The organism is Halomonas halodenitrificans DSM 735, from assembly GCF_000620045.1.
Lineage (GTDB): Bacteria > Pseudomonadota > Gammaproteobacteria > Pseudomonadales > Halomonadaceae > Halomonas > Halomonas halodenitrificans.
The window spans coordinates 1-17517 of record NZ_JHVH01000035.1; the positions used below are offsets into that span (position 1 = coordinate 1).

General features: G+C 63.1%; 14 protein-coding genes. 11 read left to right on the plus strand and 3 right to left on the minus strand.

The genetic code is table 11. From position 1 onward, the window contains the following. The first annotated feature begins 490 nt into the window (after positions 1 to 490). Positions 491 to 1132: a transposase gene (locus Q358_RS17540; protein ID WP_084286570.1), complete on the plus strand. Its 642-nt coding sequence runs from the start codon at positions 491 to 493 to the stop codon at positions 1130 to 1132. A gap of 118 nt (positions 1133 to 1250) precedes the next feature. Here Q358_RS17540 and Q358_RS0113485 read toward each other — a convergent pair whose 3' ends face one another. Beyond that, a complete protein-coding gene (locus tag Q358_RS0113485; protein ID WP_027962472.1) occupies positions 1251 to 2978 on the minus strand; it encodes a SulP family inorganic anion transporter in 1728 nt (575 codons plus the stop codon). A 241-nt stretch (positions 2979 to 3219) separates the two neighbouring features. On the opposite strand from Q358_RS0113485, the gene Q358_RS0113490 reads away from it, so the two are divergent. Beyond that, entirely contained in the window at positions 3220 to 4494 is a 1275-nt protein-coding gene (locus tag Q358_RS0113490) for an O-acetylhomoserine aminocarboxypropyltransferase/cysteine synthase family protein (RefSeq protein WP_027962473.1), read from the plus strand. 132 nt (positions 4495 to 4626) lie between these two features. Here the strand turns inward: Q358_RS0113490 and rarD are convergent, their stop codons facing one another. Together rarD and Q358_RS0113500 are read right to left on the minus strand one after the other, a co-directional pair. Then, complete coding sequence (gene rarD, locus Q358_RS0113495) at positions 4627 to 5526, minus strand: EamA family transporter RarD (protein WP_027962474.1); 900 nt, start codon at positions 5524 to 5526, stop codon at positions 4627 to 4629. Between the two features lie 102 nt (positions 5527 to 5628). Next, a complete protein-coding gene (locus tag Q358_RS0113500) occupies positions 5629 to 6219 on the minus strand; it encodes an OmpW/AlkL family protein (RefSeq protein WP_027962475.1) in 591 nt (196 codons plus the stop codon). Between the two features lie 471 nt (positions 6220 to 6690). Between Q358_RS0113500 and Q358_RS18660 the strand changes: the two genes are divergently transcribed. From Q358_RS18660 to Q358_RS0113545, 9 genes are all read left to right on the plus strand, one after another. Continuing rightward, on the plus strand, positions 6691 to 7098 hold the full coding sequence (locus Q358_RS18660) for a DVU3141 family protein (protein ID WP_027962476.1): 408 nt from the start codon (positions 6691 to 6693) through the stop codon (positions 7096 to 7098). After that, complete coding sequence (locus Q358_RS0113510; protein WP_027962477.1) at positions 7098 to 8840, plus strand: polysaccharide biosynthesis/export family protein; 1743 nt, start codon at positions 7098 to 7100, stop codon at positions 8838 to 8840. The genes Q358_RS18660 and Q358_RS0113510 overlap by 1 nt, the downstream gene beginning before the upstream one ends. 125 nt (positions 8841 to 8965) lie before the next feature. Next, positions 8966 to 9772 (plus strand): ABC transporter permease, encoded by an 807-nt coding sequence (locus Q358_RS0113515; protein ID WP_043488389.1) that lies wholly within the window; start codon positions 8966 to 8968, stop codon positions 9770 to 9772. 246 nt (positions 9773 to 10018) lie between these two features. Beyond that, complete coding sequence (locus Q358_RS17545) at positions 10019 to 11014, plus strand: ABC transporter ATP-binding protein (RefSeq protein WP_084286572.1); 996 nt, start codon at positions 10019 to 10021, stop codon at positions 11012 to 11014. Positions 11015 to 11205: 191 nt separating this feature from the next. Then, entirely contained in the window at positions 11206 to 12288 is a 1083-nt protein-coding gene (locus Q358_RS0113525; protein WP_027962479.1) for a KpsE/RkpR family capsule polysaccharide export protein, read from the plus strand. Positions 12289 to 12519: 231 nt separating this feature from the next. Continuing rightward, a complete protein-coding gene (locus Q358_RS0113530; protein ID WP_027962480.1) occupies positions 12520 to 14994 on the plus strand; it encodes a coiled-coil domain-containing protein in 2475 nt (824 codons plus the stop codon). A 36-nt stretch (positions 14995 to 15030) separates the two neighbouring features. Continuing rightward, positions 15031 to 15735, plus strand: a complete 705-nt coding sequence (locus tag Q358_RS17550; protein WP_043488391.1) for a hypothetical protein — start codon at positions 15031 to 15033, stop codon at positions 15733 to 15735. Further along, on the plus strand, positions 15732 to 17222 hold the full coding sequence (locus Q358_RS0113540) for a coiled-coil domain-containing protein (protein WP_027962481.1): 1491 nt from the start codon (positions 15732 to 15734) through the stop codon (positions 17220 to 17222). Before Q358_RS17550 ends, Q358_RS0113540 begins: the two co-directional genes overlap by 4 nt. A gap of 60 nt (positions 17223 to 17282) precedes the next feature. Next, positions 17283 to 17517 (plus strand): helix-turn-helix domain-containing protein (locus tag Q358_RS0113545; protein ID WP_043488395.1); only part of this gene is annotated, 235 nt, incomplete at its 3' end.

The window sequence follows — 17517 nt, forward strand, 5'->3', positions numbered from 1 at the left end:
ACGTTGAAGATGAGGGTTGCCAAGCAGGCGGTCGACACACTTTATCGCATGCTTGGGCTGAATCCGACGCGGGAGCCGTCGTCCGACCGCGGTCAGAGACAGGCATTGCCCCGATAATAACGCCTCGACACATGTCGCGAGGGCATTGAAGCGGGCTGAGTGCAACAGGGTGGCTGAAGTCGTCAGAATCCTGTGCAAGAATTGGGGCGTCTGCATGGGCTCCTCGGCATATTGTTTGTTTGGCGATTAACAACATGCCTGCCCATGCAGACTTTTTTCAATCCTAATGTACTGATTTTCTTATTCTATTCGTGGGGAGGCCTCAGGGTCAGATCCCAGGGGTTGGGGGTCTGACCCCAAGGGTGAGTTGATGGGGTCTGACCCCTGGTCGATGGGGTCTGACCCCAAAGGGTTGGGGGTCTGACCCCAAGGGAAGGCGATGTCCTACACTAAAAGCCAATGGGCCAGAAAATAATGGGGGTGGGGTGGAATGGCACGCTCAACTCGCGTTTTTTTGCCGGAGACGCCGGTACACCTGGTGCAGCGCGGTAATAATCGGAGTACCTGCTTCGAGTATCTTGGCGATGCTCGTCGCTACCTGGAATTTCTCGACGAGGCACGCCAGCTGCATAAGATAGATATCCACGCCTATGTGCTGATGAATAACCATATCCATCTACTGGCTTCGCCACGAAGAGACCCCGAAGGCATCAGTCAGATGATGAAGGTCCTCGGGCAGCGATATGCCCAATACTTCAACAAGCACCATCACCGAACGGGCGGATTATTCGAGGGGCGCTACCACGCCTGCCTGATCGGCGAGGAGGAGTACCTGTTCGCCTGCTATCGCTATATCGAGATGAACCCGGTACGAGCGGGATTAACGGACGAGCCCGGCAAATATCGTTGGTCAAGCTATCATGCCAATGCCCTCGGGGTGGAGGACCCTCTGATCGCGCCCCATGCCGCCTATTTGGCAGTCGGCCAGGACCCCAGCGCTCGCCAGCGTCAATATCGGCAGCTCTTCGAGTCCCCGCTCCCCCCCGCCATGTTGGACGACATTCGCCACCAGACGCGACGAGGTCACGCCTTCGCCAGCGAAGACTTTCGCACCCGCCTGACCAACCAGTAGTAGTTGGGGGCTTAGTTGGGGTCAGACCCCCAGTCCAATGGGGTCAGACCCCCAACCCCCGGGGTCTGACCCCATAACTCCCAGGGGTCTGACCCCATCGGCGACCCCATCGGCGATATCACGCCCGCTGATTTTCCACCGCGCCGGGCTTGAAGGCTTCCCAGGCGGCGAAGGGGCTGAGGAATACCCGCCCCCTGAGGCCGTCCAGGAAGTCGCTGCGCTTCAGACGGTCCATCACCGGCCCCTTGACCTCGGCCAGGTGCAGCGTGACCCCCGCTTCGTTGAGGCGCTCATTGATGGCCTCCAGGCTCTCCAGCGCCGAGGCGTCGATGAGGTTGACCGCCGAGCAGATCAGCACCACGTGCTCCAGGCCGGGGTGGTGGGCGACGATCTGCAGCACCGTATCCTCCAGGTAGCGCGCGTTGGCGAAGTAGAGGCTTTCGTCGATGCGCAGGAAGGACACATGGCTCAGGGTCTCGGTCTCGTGGCGCTGGATGCTGCGAAAGTGTTCGGAGTCGGGCAGGCGTCCCACCACCGCGCTATGGGGGCGGCTGGTGCGGTAGAGGAAGAGCCCGATGGAGAGCGCCACGCCAGTGATGATGCCCGCCTCCACGCCCTCCGCCAGGGTCAGCAGGATGGTGGCGGCCATGGCCGAGAAGTCGCTGCGCGAGTAGCGCCAGGTCTGGCGGATCATGGGGATATCCACCAGCGTTAGAATCGCCACGGTGATGGTGGCGGCCAGGGTGGCGATGGGCAGGTGATGCAGCAGCGGGGTGAGCAGCAGGGTGACCAGGCCGATGCCCAGGGCGGCGAAGAGCCCGGCGAAGGGCGTCTGGGCCCCGGATTCATCGTTGATCACGGTGCGCGAGAGCCCGCCGGTCACCGGCATGCCGGCGGTGAAGGCCGCCGCGAGATTGGCGCTGCCCAGCCCGACCAGCTCCTGATTGGGGGAGATGCGCTGGCGGCGCTTGGCGGCGAGCATCTGGGCCATGGAGATCGATTCCACGAAGCCCACCACGCTGATCAACAGCGCCGGGATCAGCAGGGCGCGCCAGAGTGTGAGATCGAAGCCGGGCAGGGTCAGCGGTGGCAGCCCGCCGGGCACGGCGCCGACCACGGCCACGCCGCGCTCGGCGAGCCCCAGCTGCCAGCTCAGCAGGGTGGTGGCCACCACCGCCAGCACCGGGCCGCTGCGTGCCACCAGGCCGGCGGTGGCGGGGGCCAGCCCCAGGCGCGTCAGCAGCGGGCGCGCCTGGCGGCGGCTTGTGACCAGAAAGAGCAGGGTGCCCAGGCCGATGGCAAGGGTGGGCCAGTGCAGGTGGGGAAGCCCGTCGATGATGCCGCTTAACAGCTCCAGGGCGTTATAGCCGCCGGCGGAGATCCCCGCCATATGAGCGAACTGGCCGATGGCGATCAGCACCGCCGAGGAGGAGAGGAAGCCGGCGATCACCGGGTGGCTCAGGAAGTTGGCGAAAAACCCCAGGCGCAAAAGCCCCATGGCGACCAGCATGGCCCCGGAGAGCAGCGACAATACCAGCGCCGCCTGGAGATAGGCGGCGCTGCCCGGCGTGGCCACATTGGACAGGGCGGCGCCGGTCATCAGGGCGATGATCGCCACCGGGCCCACCGCCAGGGTGCGGCTGGTACCCAGCAGGGCATAGAGCACCGCCGGCAGCAGGCTGGCATAGAGCCCCACCACCGCGGGCAGGCCGGCGAGCAGGGCATAGGCCAGCGACTGGGGAATCACCATTACGGTGACGATGATACCGGCCAGCAGATCGGCCCCCAGCTGGCGCCGGTTGTAGTGGGGCAGCCAGGTTAATACCGGTAGATAGCGTTTCAACATCTGTCTCGCATCTAGAGATGAGAAGAGGTAGGCATGAGGCCAAGTTTAAATGATATTGACTGTTGCCATCACCAGGGCCCGCTTATGGCCGCTTTCTGGCAAGCTATGGGGGTCGCCCGACGGCCTGCTAGAATCACATCACTCATTAACTCCCGGCGCCGCGGGGCTTATCACGTAAAGCTTATAGCGTATAGCTCCCGGCGTAGCCGGGCGCCAGACTCATCACTGACAAGGACATACCATGCAGCGCGAGACCATTGCCCTTCACCACGCCTACGCCCCCGACGACCAGCACGCGGTGGCGGTGCCCATCCACCAGACCACCTCGTTTTCCTTCGATAGTGCCGAGCATGCCGCCGACCTCTTCGACCTCAAGGTCGAGGGCAATATCTACTCGCGGATCATGAACCCCACCTGCGGCGTGCTCGAGCAGCGCGTGGCGGCCCTGGAAGGCGGCATCGCCGGGCTGGCGATGGCGTCCGGCATGGCAGCGATCACCGCCGCCATCCAGACCATCGCCGAGGCGGGCGACAACATCGTCTCGATCAGCGAGCTCTACGGCGGCACCTATAACCTCTTCGCCCACACCCTGCCGCGCCAGGGCATCGAAGTGCGCTTCGCCGACAAAGGCGATCTGGCCGGCCTCGAGGCGCTGATCGATGCGCGCACCAAGGCGGTGTTCTGCGAGAGCGTGGGCAACCCCTCCGGCGGCGTGGTGGACATGGCGGCCCTGGCCGAGGTGGCCCATCGCCACGGCGTGCCAGTAATCGTCGACAACACCGTGGCCACGCCCTTCCTGTGGCGTCCCATCGAGCATGGCGCCGATATCGTGATCCACTCGGCCACCAAGTATATCGGCGGGCATGGCACCACCGTGGGTGGGGTGATCGTCGACTCCGGCAAGTTCCCCTGGGCCGACAACGCCGAGCGCTTCCCGCTGCTCAACGAACCGGATGTTTCCTACCACGGCGTCTGCTACACCCGTGACCTGGGACCGGCCGCCTTTATCGGGCGTGCCCGGGTGGTGCCGCTGCGCAACATGGGTGCGGCGCTCTCCGCCCAGGCGGCCTGGCAGCTGATGCAGGGCCTCGAGACCCTGGGGCTGCGCATCGAGCGTATCTGCGACAACACCCAGCGTATCGCCGAGTATCTGCAGGGCCACGACGCCGTGACCTGGGTGCAGTACGCCGGCCTGGAGAACCATTCGGACCACGCCCTGGCCAAGAAGTACATGGATGGCCACGCCTCGGGCATCCTCAGCTTCGGCATCCAGGGGGGGCGCGAAGCGGGCGCCCGCTTCTACGACGCCCTGAACCTGGTGCTGCGCCTGGTCAACATCGGCGACGCCAAGACCTGCTCCTCGATCCCCGCCGCGACCACCCACCGCCAGCTCAACGACGAGGAACTCGCCAAGGCCGGCGTCACCGCGGACATGGTGCGCCTCTCCATCGGCATCGAGCATGTCGACGACATCATCGCCGACCTCGACCAGGCCCTCGCGGCCAGCCAAGCCTGATCAGCCACTCCCCCAACCTGGGGTCAGACCCCGGGGGTTGGGGGTCTGACCCCAGGTTGGGGATCCCACCGGCTTCCCCCCCATGGGGTCAGACCCCGGGGTTTATGGGGTCTGACCCCAGGGGCACCCGGGCTACGCCTCCCGGGGTCGGCTATGCCAGGCGGACCAGGTGTAGAGCGCGAGGCTCGTCCAGATCATCACGAAGGTGGCGAGCTGAGCGCCGCCTAGCGGTTCGCCGAACACCATCAGGGCGATCAAGAACTGGATGGTGGGGTTGAGGTACAACAGAAACCCTAGGGTGGCCAGGCGCAGGCGCCGGGCGGCGCCGGCGAAGGCCAGCAGGGGCAGGGCGGTGATGACGCCGCTGGCGATCAGCAGCAGGGTGGTGCGGGTATCGCCCAGGAAGTGCGAGAGCTCGGCCTGGGTCAGCCAGCCCAGGGCCAACAGCCCCAGCGGCAGCAATAGCAGGGTCTCCACGAACAGCCCCGAGAGGCCATCCAGGGGCACCTGTTTGCGCAGCAGCCCGTAGGTGCCGAAGGAGAAGGCCAGTGCCAGGCTGATCCACGGCAGCTCGCCGAGCATCACCAGCTGGGTCAGGATCGCGACCCCGGCAAGCCCCACGGCCACCGCCTGGAGGCGGTGCATGGTCTCGCGCAGCACCAGCATGCCCAGTGCCACATTGACCAGCGGGGTCATGAAGTAGCCCAGGCTCGCCTGGAGCACATGGCGGGTCTCCACCGAGTAGATGTAGAGCCCCCAGTTGAGCGCGATCAGCAGGGCACAGCCCAGCACGCGCCCCAGCCGCCGGGGCCGGCCGAGCGCCTCGAGGACCGGCGCCCAGCGCCCCAGCAGCGTGACCAGGCCGACCAGGAACAGGCACGACCACAACACCCGGTGGATCAGGACCTCGTAGGCGGGCACCCCCTGAAACAGGGCGAAGAACAGCGGGAAACAGCCCCACATGCTGTAGGCGGCCAGCCCGAACATAACGCCCTGGCGGGCCTCGCGGGCGGGGGGAGTCGTGGTGGTCATGGTGTCTCTCATCCAAGAAAAATGCCGGGCCCCATCACGGGGCCCGGCACTATATCGATCAACCTATCGACGAACGCGGTTCGCGGGTCAGAACGCGACCGCTTAGAAGCGGTAGGTCAGGCCGGCGCCGACAGTGACCGGGTCAAGCTTGACCTTGCCGATGCCATTGCCGTTGTTGTCGACCTCGGCATCCACGTCGGACCAGCGGGCATAGCCGGTGGCGCTCAGGTTGCTGGTCAGCGTCAGGTCAACGCCGACCTGGCCGACGACGCCGTAGTCGTCATCGATATCGATGTTATCCCCGGCGTTGGCTTCATCGATGCTGGAGTAACGGGTGTAGTTGACACCCAGGCCAGCGAACGGCTGCACGCGAGCTTCCTCGATGCCACCTAGTGGGTAGTAGTTGACCAGCAGGTTGACCGGCATGCGGTCCATGGTGCCGAGGTTGTTACCGGCCAGGCCGAAGTCGTGCTCGACGCTCTCGCCGACACCCAGCTCGACGCCCATCTTGTCGTGGAACAGGTAGCCGCCGGAGAGGTAGAAGGCGTTCTCATCGGAGACGTTGTCGGTAGTGACGTCGGCTTTCTCGAAGCTGCCGCGAACGTAGACATCACCCGCCTGGTAGGCCAAGGCCGCCTGGCTGGCGAAAGCGGTAGAAGCGGCGACAGCGAGCATCATTGTGGTCTTGCGCATGGAACCTCCTGATGGGTGGCCCTAGGTCAATAAATAAGGGGAGGGCGAATAAATCCCTTTGTCATGCTAATCATATTGTAAGAAACAGTGTTCATGATTGCTAGTGCTCGTCTCCTTTTCTCGTCGTCGTCTCGTCGCTGAAAACCGTCGAGTCACCAACGGAGTATGGCCGACGCTGGTGCTACGACGTAGAATGCACGGCGTTAACCATGATTTTTTATATGCCGAGGCCGCGGGATGGCGTCTCGGACAGGCAGAGATATACGCAACAGGGCAAGGGAAACGCCCGGACACAATCCCCGGGCGGTAGCGTGCCTTAGCCCCCTGCTGCGGTGGGGTTGCCGGTGGGGTCAGACCCCCAACCCCTCGGGGTCTGACCCCACTGCAGTATGGGGTCTGACCCCACCGGCAACCCCCACCGGCAATCCCGCGGGCCTCTGGCAGCTGGCCACCAGAACACAAGGACTCTTTATGTCAACACCAGCACTCTTTCCTACCGGCGGCCTGGCACGATGGCTGGCCGCCGGGAGCCTGCTGGCCGCGCTCAGCGGCTGTGTCTTGCCCAACGCCCAGCAGGGGCCTGGTTCCGGGGTGGTGATCAGCCAGGGCCAGTCGGGCACGCCCCTCGATGCCAACCTGAGCGGCTTCCTCGAACAGGCGCCCCCCGGGGCCGTCACCGATCTTCCCACCAGCCCCTGGGGCCCCAATGTGGTGGTCTCGGCCGAGGCGCCTTACCCCGCCGCCAGCGGCCGCATATGCCGGCACGTGCGGGTCGACACCGCCCACGGGCCGGTCTCCCCCCAGGTGGCCTGTGAGGGCGCCCAGGGGTGGGAGGCCAGGCGCCTGGTCACCGAGGTACGCACCGGAGGAGCCCGCTAATGCCGATCACGACGAATTCCCGAGCCCTGCTGGCGGGTCTCGCCCTGCTGAGCATGCCGCTGGTGGCCAGCGCCCAGGCCGATCTATTGTCCAGCGCCGACACCGGAAGCCAGCAGCGCCAGGGCCAGGGCGAGGCGCAGCCACAGATCGATGACTCGCCCCGCGCCAACTGGAACAGCGCCAACTATGGTTCCAACTATGGCTCCAACTACGGCGCCGGCCCCCGCCAGGGGCCGCCCAAGGCGGATATGGACTCGCTGCCCCCCTTCGGTGCCAACCTGTTCGAAGGCGGCTTTCGCGGCACCATGGCCGACGGGCTCAACCCCGATTACACCATCAAGCCCGGCGACCAGGTTACCCTGCGGGTCTGGGGGGCGGTGGAGCTCGACCAGCAGATCGCGGTCGACGCCCAGGGGAATATCTTCGTGCCCACTATCGGCCCGCTGAGCGTGCAGGGCCTGAGTGGCGGGCAGCTGGATGCCAAGGTGCGCGGCGCCATTCGCTCGGTGTACCCCGATGATGTCCAGGTCTATACCAATCTGCAGGGCGTTCAGCCGGTGGGGGTGTTCGTCACCGGTTATGTGGAGAACCCGGGGCGCTACGCCGGCACACCCAGCGATTCGCTGCTGTTCTTCCTGGACCAGGCCGGCGGCATCGACAACGAGCTGGGCAGCTACCGCGATATTCGCGTGATGCGCGGCAACCAGACCGTGGCCCGGGTCGATCTCTACGACTTCCTGCTCGACGGCCGCATATCGCGTCCCCAGTTCCGCGATGGCGATACCATTGTGGTGGAAGAGCGCGGCCCGGCCATCGCCGTGGTGGGTGACGTCAAGCGCGAATACCGCTACGAACTCACCGGCCGCCAGCTCAATGGCGCCGAGGTCGGTCGCCTGGCGCGCCAGCAAAGCGGTGTCTCCCATGTGCTGCTGCGCGGTGATCGCTCCGATGGCCCGGTGGCCGAGTATATGGCCCTGGATGAGTTCTATACCCGCTCTGTCTACAGCGGCGATGAGGTGCTGTTCAGCGCCGACCAGCGCGACGAGACCATCGTGGTGGAAGTGGAAGGCAGCTTCTATGGCCCGTCGCGCTATGCGCTGCCCCGCAACGCGCGCCTCGGCGAACTGCTCGACGCCGTCGCCGTGCCCAAGGATATGACCAGCCTGCAGGACATCTCGATCAGCCGCATCGGCGTGGCCGAACAGCAGAAGGAGGCCCTGGACAAGAGCCTGCGTCGCCTGGAGACCACCTACCTGGGTTTCCCCGCCCGCACCCCGGAGGAGGGCGAGATTCAGATTCGCCAGGCCGAGCTGATCGAGCGCTTCGTGGACAAGGCCGCCGAGGTCGAACCCACCGGCCGCCTGGTGGTCGCCCGCGCCGGTCAAGGCATCGTCGACGTGCGCCTGCAGGACGGCGATGTGATCACCATTCCCGAGACCAACGACGCCATTCTGCTCAGCGGTGAAATCGTGATGCCCCAGGCTGCGGTCTACACCCCCGGCATGTCGGCGATGGACTACATCGAACAGGCGGGCGGCTTCACCGATCGCGCCAACGAAGACGGCGTACTGGTCGCCCACCGCAACGGTGCCGTGGTCAACGCTGACGATGCACGCCTGCGCGCCGGGGACGAAATCCTCGTCCTCCCCCGCGCCCCGACCAGCAACATTGCCCTCGGCAAGTCGATCACCCAGATGCTCTACCAGATCGCCGTCGCCACCAAGGTCGCACTCGATCTCTGATCGGGCTGCGCCCGAAGCTGGAAGAGCGGCGCTTCGCGCCTGGAAGCTAAAAGCTGGAAGAAAAAGCCTTAACACCGGTGTTGAGGTTGGGTTACTTCCAGCTTAAACACTCCGTAGCGAGAATCATGACCGAACAAACTTCTCCCGCCCGCCGCACCCCCTGGCAGGTCACCCGCAGCGTCTGGTACGCCATGTTCATGCGCGAGGCCATCTCGCGCACCATGGCCGACCGCATGGGCTGGTTCTGGATGATCTTCGAGCCGCTGGCGTTCACCCTGATCATGATCGGCATCCGCACCTATATCCGTGGGGTGGATCGCTTTATCGTCAACGCCGATTTTATCCCCTGGATGATCATCGGCCTGATGGGCTTCTTCCTGGTCCGCGAGGGCATGATGCGCGGCCTGGGCGCGGTGAACGCCAGCAGCGCGCTGTTCGCCTATCGCCAGGTGCAGCCCTTCGACCCGGTGCTGGTACGCCACTTCCTCGAAGGCATGCTGCGCACCTTTATCTTCCTGATCTTCATCGCCGGTGGGCTGATGCTCGGGGTCGACATGGCCCCGGACAACGCCCTGATGGCCATGTTCTGGTGGATTTCGATGTGGTGCCTGGGCCTGGGCCTGGGGCTGATCACCTCGGTGGCCGGCACCCTGGTGCCCGAGGTCGGCACAGTCATCAGGATGATCAGCATGCCGCTGCTGATTCTCTCCGGCGTAATCTTCCCGCTTAACCAGCTGCCCCACTGGCTGCTCGAATACCTGATGTACAACCCCATCGTTCACGGCCTGGAGCTTCTGCGCCTGGGCTTCTTCGAGGGCTACCAGGTAGTACACGGCACCAGCGCCACCTATTTCTGGATGTTCACCCTGATCACCCTCGGCCTGGGGCTACTGATGCACGTACGCTTCCAGGAGAAGCTGAAGGCCAAATAAGCGGACTTCGTCCGCTGCTGTACGCTATACGCTTTACGCTGTACGTAACCCCGGCCCGGCGCAGCCGGGGCTGTAAGCCATACGCTTTACGCTATACGAAAAACCCTTGCCGAGAGTTTAGGTGGCAGTAATCTTGGCTTACGGCTTACGGCTTACGGCTTACGGCTTACGGCTTACGGCTTTCGGCTTTCGGCTTACGGCTTACGGCGCAGCCGGGCTCACCATTCACCTTCCAGACCATCATCAATGATAGAAATCTCAGGCCTCTACAAACGCTATCACCGCCAGCGGCGGGTCTACGACTGGGTGCTGGAGGATATCAACCTGATCATCCCCAAGGGCGTCAGCGTGGGTCTGTTGGGCCGCAATGGGGCGGGCAAGTCGACGCTGCTCAAGCTGATCGCCGGCATGGATACCCCCGACCGCGGCGAGATTCGGCGCCATTGTCGGGTCTCCTGGCCCATCGGCCTGGCCGGCGGCTTCCAGGGCAGCATGACCGGGCGCCAGAACGTCAAGTTCGTGGCCCGGGTCCACGGCGGGCGCTACAACGTCGAAGATATCATCGACCAGGTCGAGGCCTTCGCCGAGATCGGCGATGCCTTCGACGAGCCCATCAAGACCTACTCCAGCGGCATGCGCGCGCGCCTCAACTTCGGCCTCTCCCTGGCGTTCGACTTCGACGTCTACCTCTCCGACGAGGCCACCTCGGTGGGCGACCGCGCCTTCAAGGCCAAGGCCACCAAGGCCTTCAAGGACAAGGTCGGCCAGGCCAGCTTGGTGATGGTCAGCCATAGTGAGGGTATCCTGAAGGACCTCTGTCAGGCGGGGATATACCTCAAGGATGGCCAGGCCATCTGGTACGACGATATCAACGACGCCATCGCCGCCTACCATGACGAGACCGACGCCGCCCGCGAGGCCCGGGAAGCCAACGGCGCGACGCTTAACTCCGCCGCCAAGCCGCCAGCGACCAAACCGGCGGCGAAGCAAGAGGGCGCCAAGCCCGCTCCTGCCGAGGTTGATATTCCCGACGAACTCACCCTGCCAGAAGCCAAAAAGCAGTTGCGCCAGCGCAAGGCCGAGTTCGACAGCGCCAAGGCTGACTTTGAGCAGGCCAAGGCCGACGACCTGATCCCCCGCGAGCGCATCGTCTACGGTGACGCACTCAACGCCGCCCGGGAACGACTGCACGTAGCACGGCGTAGGGTGCAAGCGCTGACCCGGCTTCGCCGGGAGCCGTAAGCCATAAGCTTTAAGCTGTAAGTACCCCCCCCCCCCCCACGATCCAAACCTTGGGGGCGGTATTCTGACTTACGGCTTGCGGCCCACATGACTTTTCGCGACCAGCCTTGACTCGATTCAGGACAGGGCAGGTTTTTCTTACAGCTTACAGCTTACGGCTTACAGCTTATTCAAGGCTTACAGCTTATCTCATGAAACACTTCATCAAGTCCCAACCCCACTGGGCCGCGGCCCTGCTCGCCATCCTCCTGGTCAGTTTCTACTGGTTTGTCTGGGCCGAGGATCGTTACCTCTCGCGGGCCACCGTGGTGCTGGAGAGCCCCCAGATCGCCCAGCCGGATATCAGCTTCTCCTCCATTCTGACCGGGGCCTCCGGCGACAAGGACCTGCTGCTGCTGCGCGAGTATCTGCTCTCGGTGGATATGCTCAAGCAGGTGCAAGACAAGATGGACTTCCGCCAGCACTACAGCGAGAACGGCGATATCTTCGCCCGCCTGCACAACGCCGAGGCGCCCATCGAGGACCTGCACAAGTACTATCTGCGCCGCGTGACGGTGGAGATGGATGACTATGCCGGGGTGCTCAACGTCGAGGTGCAGGGCTATACGCCGGAGTTTGCCCATCAGATGGTGCAGCTGCTGCTGGAAGCCGGCGAGTCGCATATGAACGACATGGGCCAGCGCCTGGCCTTCGAGCAGGTGGAGTTCCTGGAGGAACAGCTGCAGCGCCTGGAAGACCGCCTCGACGAGGCCCGCGCCGAGCTGCTGGCCTTCCAGAACCGGGAAGGCCTGGTTTCGCCCACCAGCACCGTGGAGAGCATCAATCAGGTGGTGGCCTCCCTGGAGGGCGAGCTTGCCAGCGTGCAGGCCCAGCGCCAGGCGCTGTCCAGCTACCAGAGTACGCAATCTTCCGATATGCGCCGCGCGCAGTCTCAGGTTGACGCCCTGCGCGAGCAGATCGAGCAGCAGCGCGACCGCCTGGCCCAGGCCACCGGCGAATCGCTCAACCGCATCTCCTCGCAGTACGAGACCCTCGAGCTCAAGGCTACGTTCGCCCAGGAAACCTATTCCAGCGCCCTGGCCGCCCTGGAGAACACCCGCCTGGAAGCCGCCCGCAAGCTCAAGCAGGTCAGCGTGCTGCAGAGCCCGCTGTTCCCGGAATACCCCACCCGCCCGGAACGGCTCTACAACGCCAGCGTCTTCGCCATCGTCACCCTGTTTCTCGGGCTCATCGCCAGCATGATGATCCTGATCATCCGTGATCACCGGGATTGAGTAAGGGGTGAGGAGTGAGCGCCGCTTCGCGGCTTGAGAGCGCTTCGCTTGTGAATAGTTAATGGTGAGCGCCGCTTCGCGGCTTGTGAGTGGTGAATAGTGAATAGTAAATAGTTCTACTCACCACTCACCACTCACCACTCACCACTCACCACTCACCACTCACCACTCACCACTCACCACTCACCACTCACCACTCACCACTCACCACTCACCAACCGACACCCAGCCATGAAGATCACCTTCGGGGTCACCCCCTACAGCAACACGCAAGCCCTGGCAGATTGGCTGCAGGCTGCCGGCCATCAGCCCGAATGGCCTGGCGATGAACTCGCTGAGGAAGCCATCGACACTGCCGACGGGATTTTGTTGGGCTATCACCACCCGGAGCTCGCACTTCAGGTGGCGATGCAAAGCGGCGAGTCGCCCATAGCGGCCATGGGACACTGGGTGGAGAAGGTGCAGCGGTTCATCGCTTGCTTCAAGGCCAATCGTGACAAGGTGGTGCTGATCGACCTGGGCGAGCTTCATGTGAGCCCGCAATCAGCTTGCCAGGCGCTGGCGGAGCACTGGGGGCTGGAAGGGGAGGCCCCGGCCGCCATGCCCGCCCTGGCTTTGCCGGAAGCCACGCAGGCGGCCGACCTGCCCGCGTGTCAGCGGTTGGCCTTGACGCTGCTGGCCCGTGAAACCCTGCGCCAGACCCCAGGCTGGGCCGCCCTGCTGGCCCAGCTGCAGGCCTGCACCCTCCCGCTGCTCGGGGAAAGCAGCGAAAAGGGGACGCATGGCGAGGGCCGCGCCGAGCCGCTCGAGGCGCTCTACGTGCGCTGGCAGGCCGCTACGCGGCATGACCAAGAGAATCGGGACGGGCTGTTCGCTACAGTCAAAGAGCAGGTGGGAAAGCAGGACCAGTTGAAGCAGGATAACCACCAATTGCAGGAGCGGCTCCACCAGGCACAGGAAGAGCTGGAGTTCAGTCACCGGCAGGCCAACGAACGCCAGAAGAAAGAAGAAGCCAAACAGAAGGCGCAGCAGGCCAAGCTGGAGGAGGTGCAGCAGAGCCACCAGCGCCTGCAGCAGCAGTACCAAGTCCTGGAAAAGACTCAGCAGTCGCTTGCGGCGGAGAAGGCCGAGCTAGAAAAACAGCTAGCGACTCAGCAAGCCACCCTCAAGGCGCAGGGAGTAAAAGAACAGGAACTGGAAGAGGAAAATCGCCTGCTGCTCGATCAGCTCCACCTGGTGCAGGAAGAGCTGGAGGCCACCTTGCAGCAGAAGCAGGCGCTGACTCAATGCCAGACAACCCTGGATGAGGAGAAAGCCACGCTGCAGCGCCGGCTCAAGGAGCGCGAAAACGACGCCCAGCACCTCACCCAACAGCTCGAGGAGCAGCGCAAGGACCATCGGCAGGCCAGCGAACGCCTCAAAAAGCAGGAAGCCGAGCAGAAAGCGCAGCAGGCCAAGCTGGAAGAGGTGCAGCAGAGCCTCCAGCGCCTGCAGCAGCAGTACCAAGTCCTGGAAAAGACTCAGCAGTCGCTTGCGGCGCAGAAGGCCGAGCTGGAAAAACAGCTAGTGACACAGCAAGCCACCCTCAAGGAGCAGGGAGTGAAAGAACAGGAACTGGAAGAGGAAAACCGCCTGCTGCTCGAACAGCTTCATCTGGTACAAGAAGAGCTGGAGGCCACCCTTCATCAGAAGAAGTCGCTGACGCAGAGTCAGCAAACCCTGGGTGATGAGAAAGTCACGCTGCAGCGCCAGCTCAAGGAGCGCAAGAACGAAGTTCAGCGCCTCACCCAGCAGCTTGAAGAGCAGCGCAAGGCCCACAAGCAGACAAGCGAACGCCTCAAGAAGCAGGAAGCTGAGCATAAGGCGCAGCAGGCCAAGCTACAGGAGGCCGAGCAGGCCTACAAAGCGCTCTCCTCCCAGAAGGCCACCCTGGACAAGCAGCTGGAATCCCAGAAGACGATTCTGGCCGAAACAGAAGAAGAGAATGGCCTGCTGATCGAGCAACTTCATCTGGTTCAGGAGGAGCTGGAGCGCAGGATCCTCGATGGCCAAGACAAGGATCGCCAAATTGAGGCGCGTGACCAACAGCAACGGCTGCTGCAGCGGCGCCTGGATAAGGTAGCCCAGCAGCGTCAGCTCCTTCATCAGAAATTGGAGGAGCAGGAACAGCAGCTCCAGACCAATACCCAGCGTTTGCAACAAGGCGAGCAGATGCAGCGTCTGCTGCAGCGCCGCCTGATCAAGCTGCGTGATACCGCCGAATCCTATGCCAATGCTCTTCGCAGCGCCGAAAGCCTGCAGGCCTCACAGCAAGCCGCCGAACGTGCTCGAGTGTTGTCGCTGGCTGCGACGATTCAGCAGCTCACCCGCGGGGAAGGACGGAAAGCGCTCAAGGCCCTGAAGCGCGATCATGCGTTAGTAACCGCCTCAGAGTTGTTCGATCAAGAATGGTATCGGGCGCAGCATCCTGAGGTGACCGAAGCCGGCATTGATCCGATCACCCACTATCTCAAGAGTGGCGCCGCAGAGGGTAGAAACCCCAGCCCGGCCTTCGACACCGCCTGGTACCTGCTCACCTACTTCGATGTTGCCGAGAGCGGGCTTAATCCCCTAGTGCACTTTATCCGCTTCGGTCGCCAGGAGCAGCGCACGCCACATCCAAATTTGCCGGCACTGCCGGCCCCGACCAACGAAGCATCCGAGTAGGGCGTACAGTTAATGGAGACGGCAGGCAGAGGCAGTATGCACACTATCATCCATATCGGTGCCGGTGAGGGCTCGCGCCTGGCCGAGTGGCTCCAGGCTGACGCCCGGCGCATCGTACTGGTGGAGCCCCATCCCGTGCTTGCCGAGCGCCTGCGTCAGGCCGCTTCGGACCACTCTCATGTCGAGGTGGTGGAAGCTGCGGTGGCCGCCGCATCGGGCTCCTGCGAACTGCTCGAGTACAACCTGCCCCAGGCCAGCGGGTTGCATGAGCCGACCGAGCTCAAGCGGCTCTTTCCCGGGCTCAGGCTGCTGCAGCGCCATGCGGTAACGGCCACCTCCGCCCGGCGGCTGATGGCCGAGCATGGCCCCGATGAAGACGAGGCACCGATACATCTCGAGCTGCACGCCCCGGGCGAGGGGCACGCCATCCTGCAGGCGCTGATGGAAGACGATCAGCTGAGCCGCGTGACTCAGCTATGCATCAGCGCCGCTGTCGTCTCCTGTCATGCCGCTATGCCGCCGATCGAGCATTACCTGAAATTCGGAACAGAGGAACGGCGTAACCCAGGCCCGGACTTTGATACCGACTGGTACCTGACCAGCTACCCGGATGTGGCGGAGAACGAAATGAATCCGCTGGTCCATTATATAAAGTTTGGACACCAGGAGGGGCGAGCCACTAACCGCTACCACCATCCATCATTACCGGCTCCCGGTGAGGCACACGGCGCACAGGCATGAGTATGCAGACAATTGTCCACATCGGCGCAGGCCAGTGCTCGGAGCTGGACCAATGGCTGGAAACTGGTGCCGGGAACATTGTACTGGTTGAGCCAAACCCCATCCTGGCGGCACAACTTCGTCGAAAAACAGAAGCCATGCCCGAAGTTACGGTGGTGGAAGCCGCCCTGACCACCAACCCGGCCCAAAACCAGCTCCACGAATACAACCTGCCCGAAGCCAGCAGCCTTCGCCCGGCGACCGGCCTGAACAGCCTGTTCCCGGGCCTGAAAACCAGGGCTACCCATACCGTCGCTACCATGACGCCCGAACAGCTCCTGGCCGACCACGGCCCGGAAGCGGGCAAACCCGCTATGCTGGTGGTGCAAGCTCCCGGCGAGGAACACGCCATTCTCCAGGCGCTGATCAACACGGACCAGCTCAAACGGTTCAGCCACCTGCACCTGGCCACCAACCCGGAACCCTACTATCAGCACAGCACTGCCGCCGAGCAGACCCTGCACAGTCTGGCCGACTACGGTTACGACGTTACTGAAGAAAATCAGAAAGACCCGGACTGGCCTAGCTGGCAGCTGGCCCGTAATCCGCTGAAAGATCAGGTCAAAGCGTTGCAGGTCGAAAATCAGGCGCTGAAAACCGACACTCGCAGGTTGAAAGAACAGCTCGAGCAAAGCCAGCAGCAGAGAGTGCAGGCGGAAAAAGCCACCGATACCGCAAAAGCACAAGCCATCACTGTAGAGCAGTACGCTAAGGCCGCACAAAAGGAAAGCGAAGCACTACGGGCCCAACTGAAAGACCATCAGGCAAAGCACCAGCAAACGGAAGAGCGAAGCCAGCAAGAGCTGGAAACGAGCAAGGCGAAAATAGAAGAACTGAATGCTAGCCTCAAACAGCAGAAGGAAAAGCTGGAGCAAAGCGAAACGCGGGAAGCTGAAGCCGAAAAGCTGCTCAACGAAGCTCATCGGTCCCATGCCGAGGAGCAGCAAAAACACCAGGCGACAGCAGAAGCTCTCGCGAGGGAACAAGCTGACCACCAGCAAACGGCGAGCGCACTTGAGGAAAATAAGCAGCAGTTCCTGAACCGCAAGCAGCAAGCCGAAAAGCTGCAGGCAGAACTGGAAGCGTTAAAGCAAAATGCTGCTGAGCTGGAGCGTGAAAACCAAGCGCTAAAGCAACAAGTGCAAGCCAGCAAGAAAGAGCAGAAAAAAGCCCAGGAAAAACTGGACCAGGAACAAAAAGCCCACCAGGACACTGTGCAGACCCTGGATGACCATAAAGGCTGGCTTGAGAACAGAAAGACGCAGGGCTCACAGCTGCAAGCCAAACTCGAACAGCAAACCAGGGAACTGGAGAGCCTACAGTCAGAGCTTCAGGGTCTCGACGAACTAAAGCAGAAACTTCGAAAAACAGAACGCAAAGCCGAAGAACGCCAGGGTCAGGTAACGGAGTTGGCGGAAACCAACCGCAAGCCCCCAGTGTCAGGATGAGTGTCGCACCCTCTGATACCCTGTTCTTATAAACCGACCAGGGGGCGAAAGGAGACACTCATGCCTCGTTACTCCGAGGAGCGCCGGCAAGCCGTAGTGACCAAGCTGCTGCCTCCCCACAACCTCTCCCCGAAGGTGATCGCGGAGCAGGAAGGGATCTCGCTGGGCACCGTCTACAAGTGGCGCAAGGAAGCCCGCGCTGAGGGGCGGTGCCTGCCGGATGCTCTGGGCAAGGGCGCCGATGGCTGGTCGTCCAAGGACAAGTTCAGCGCCGTGCTTGAGACCGCCTCGATGA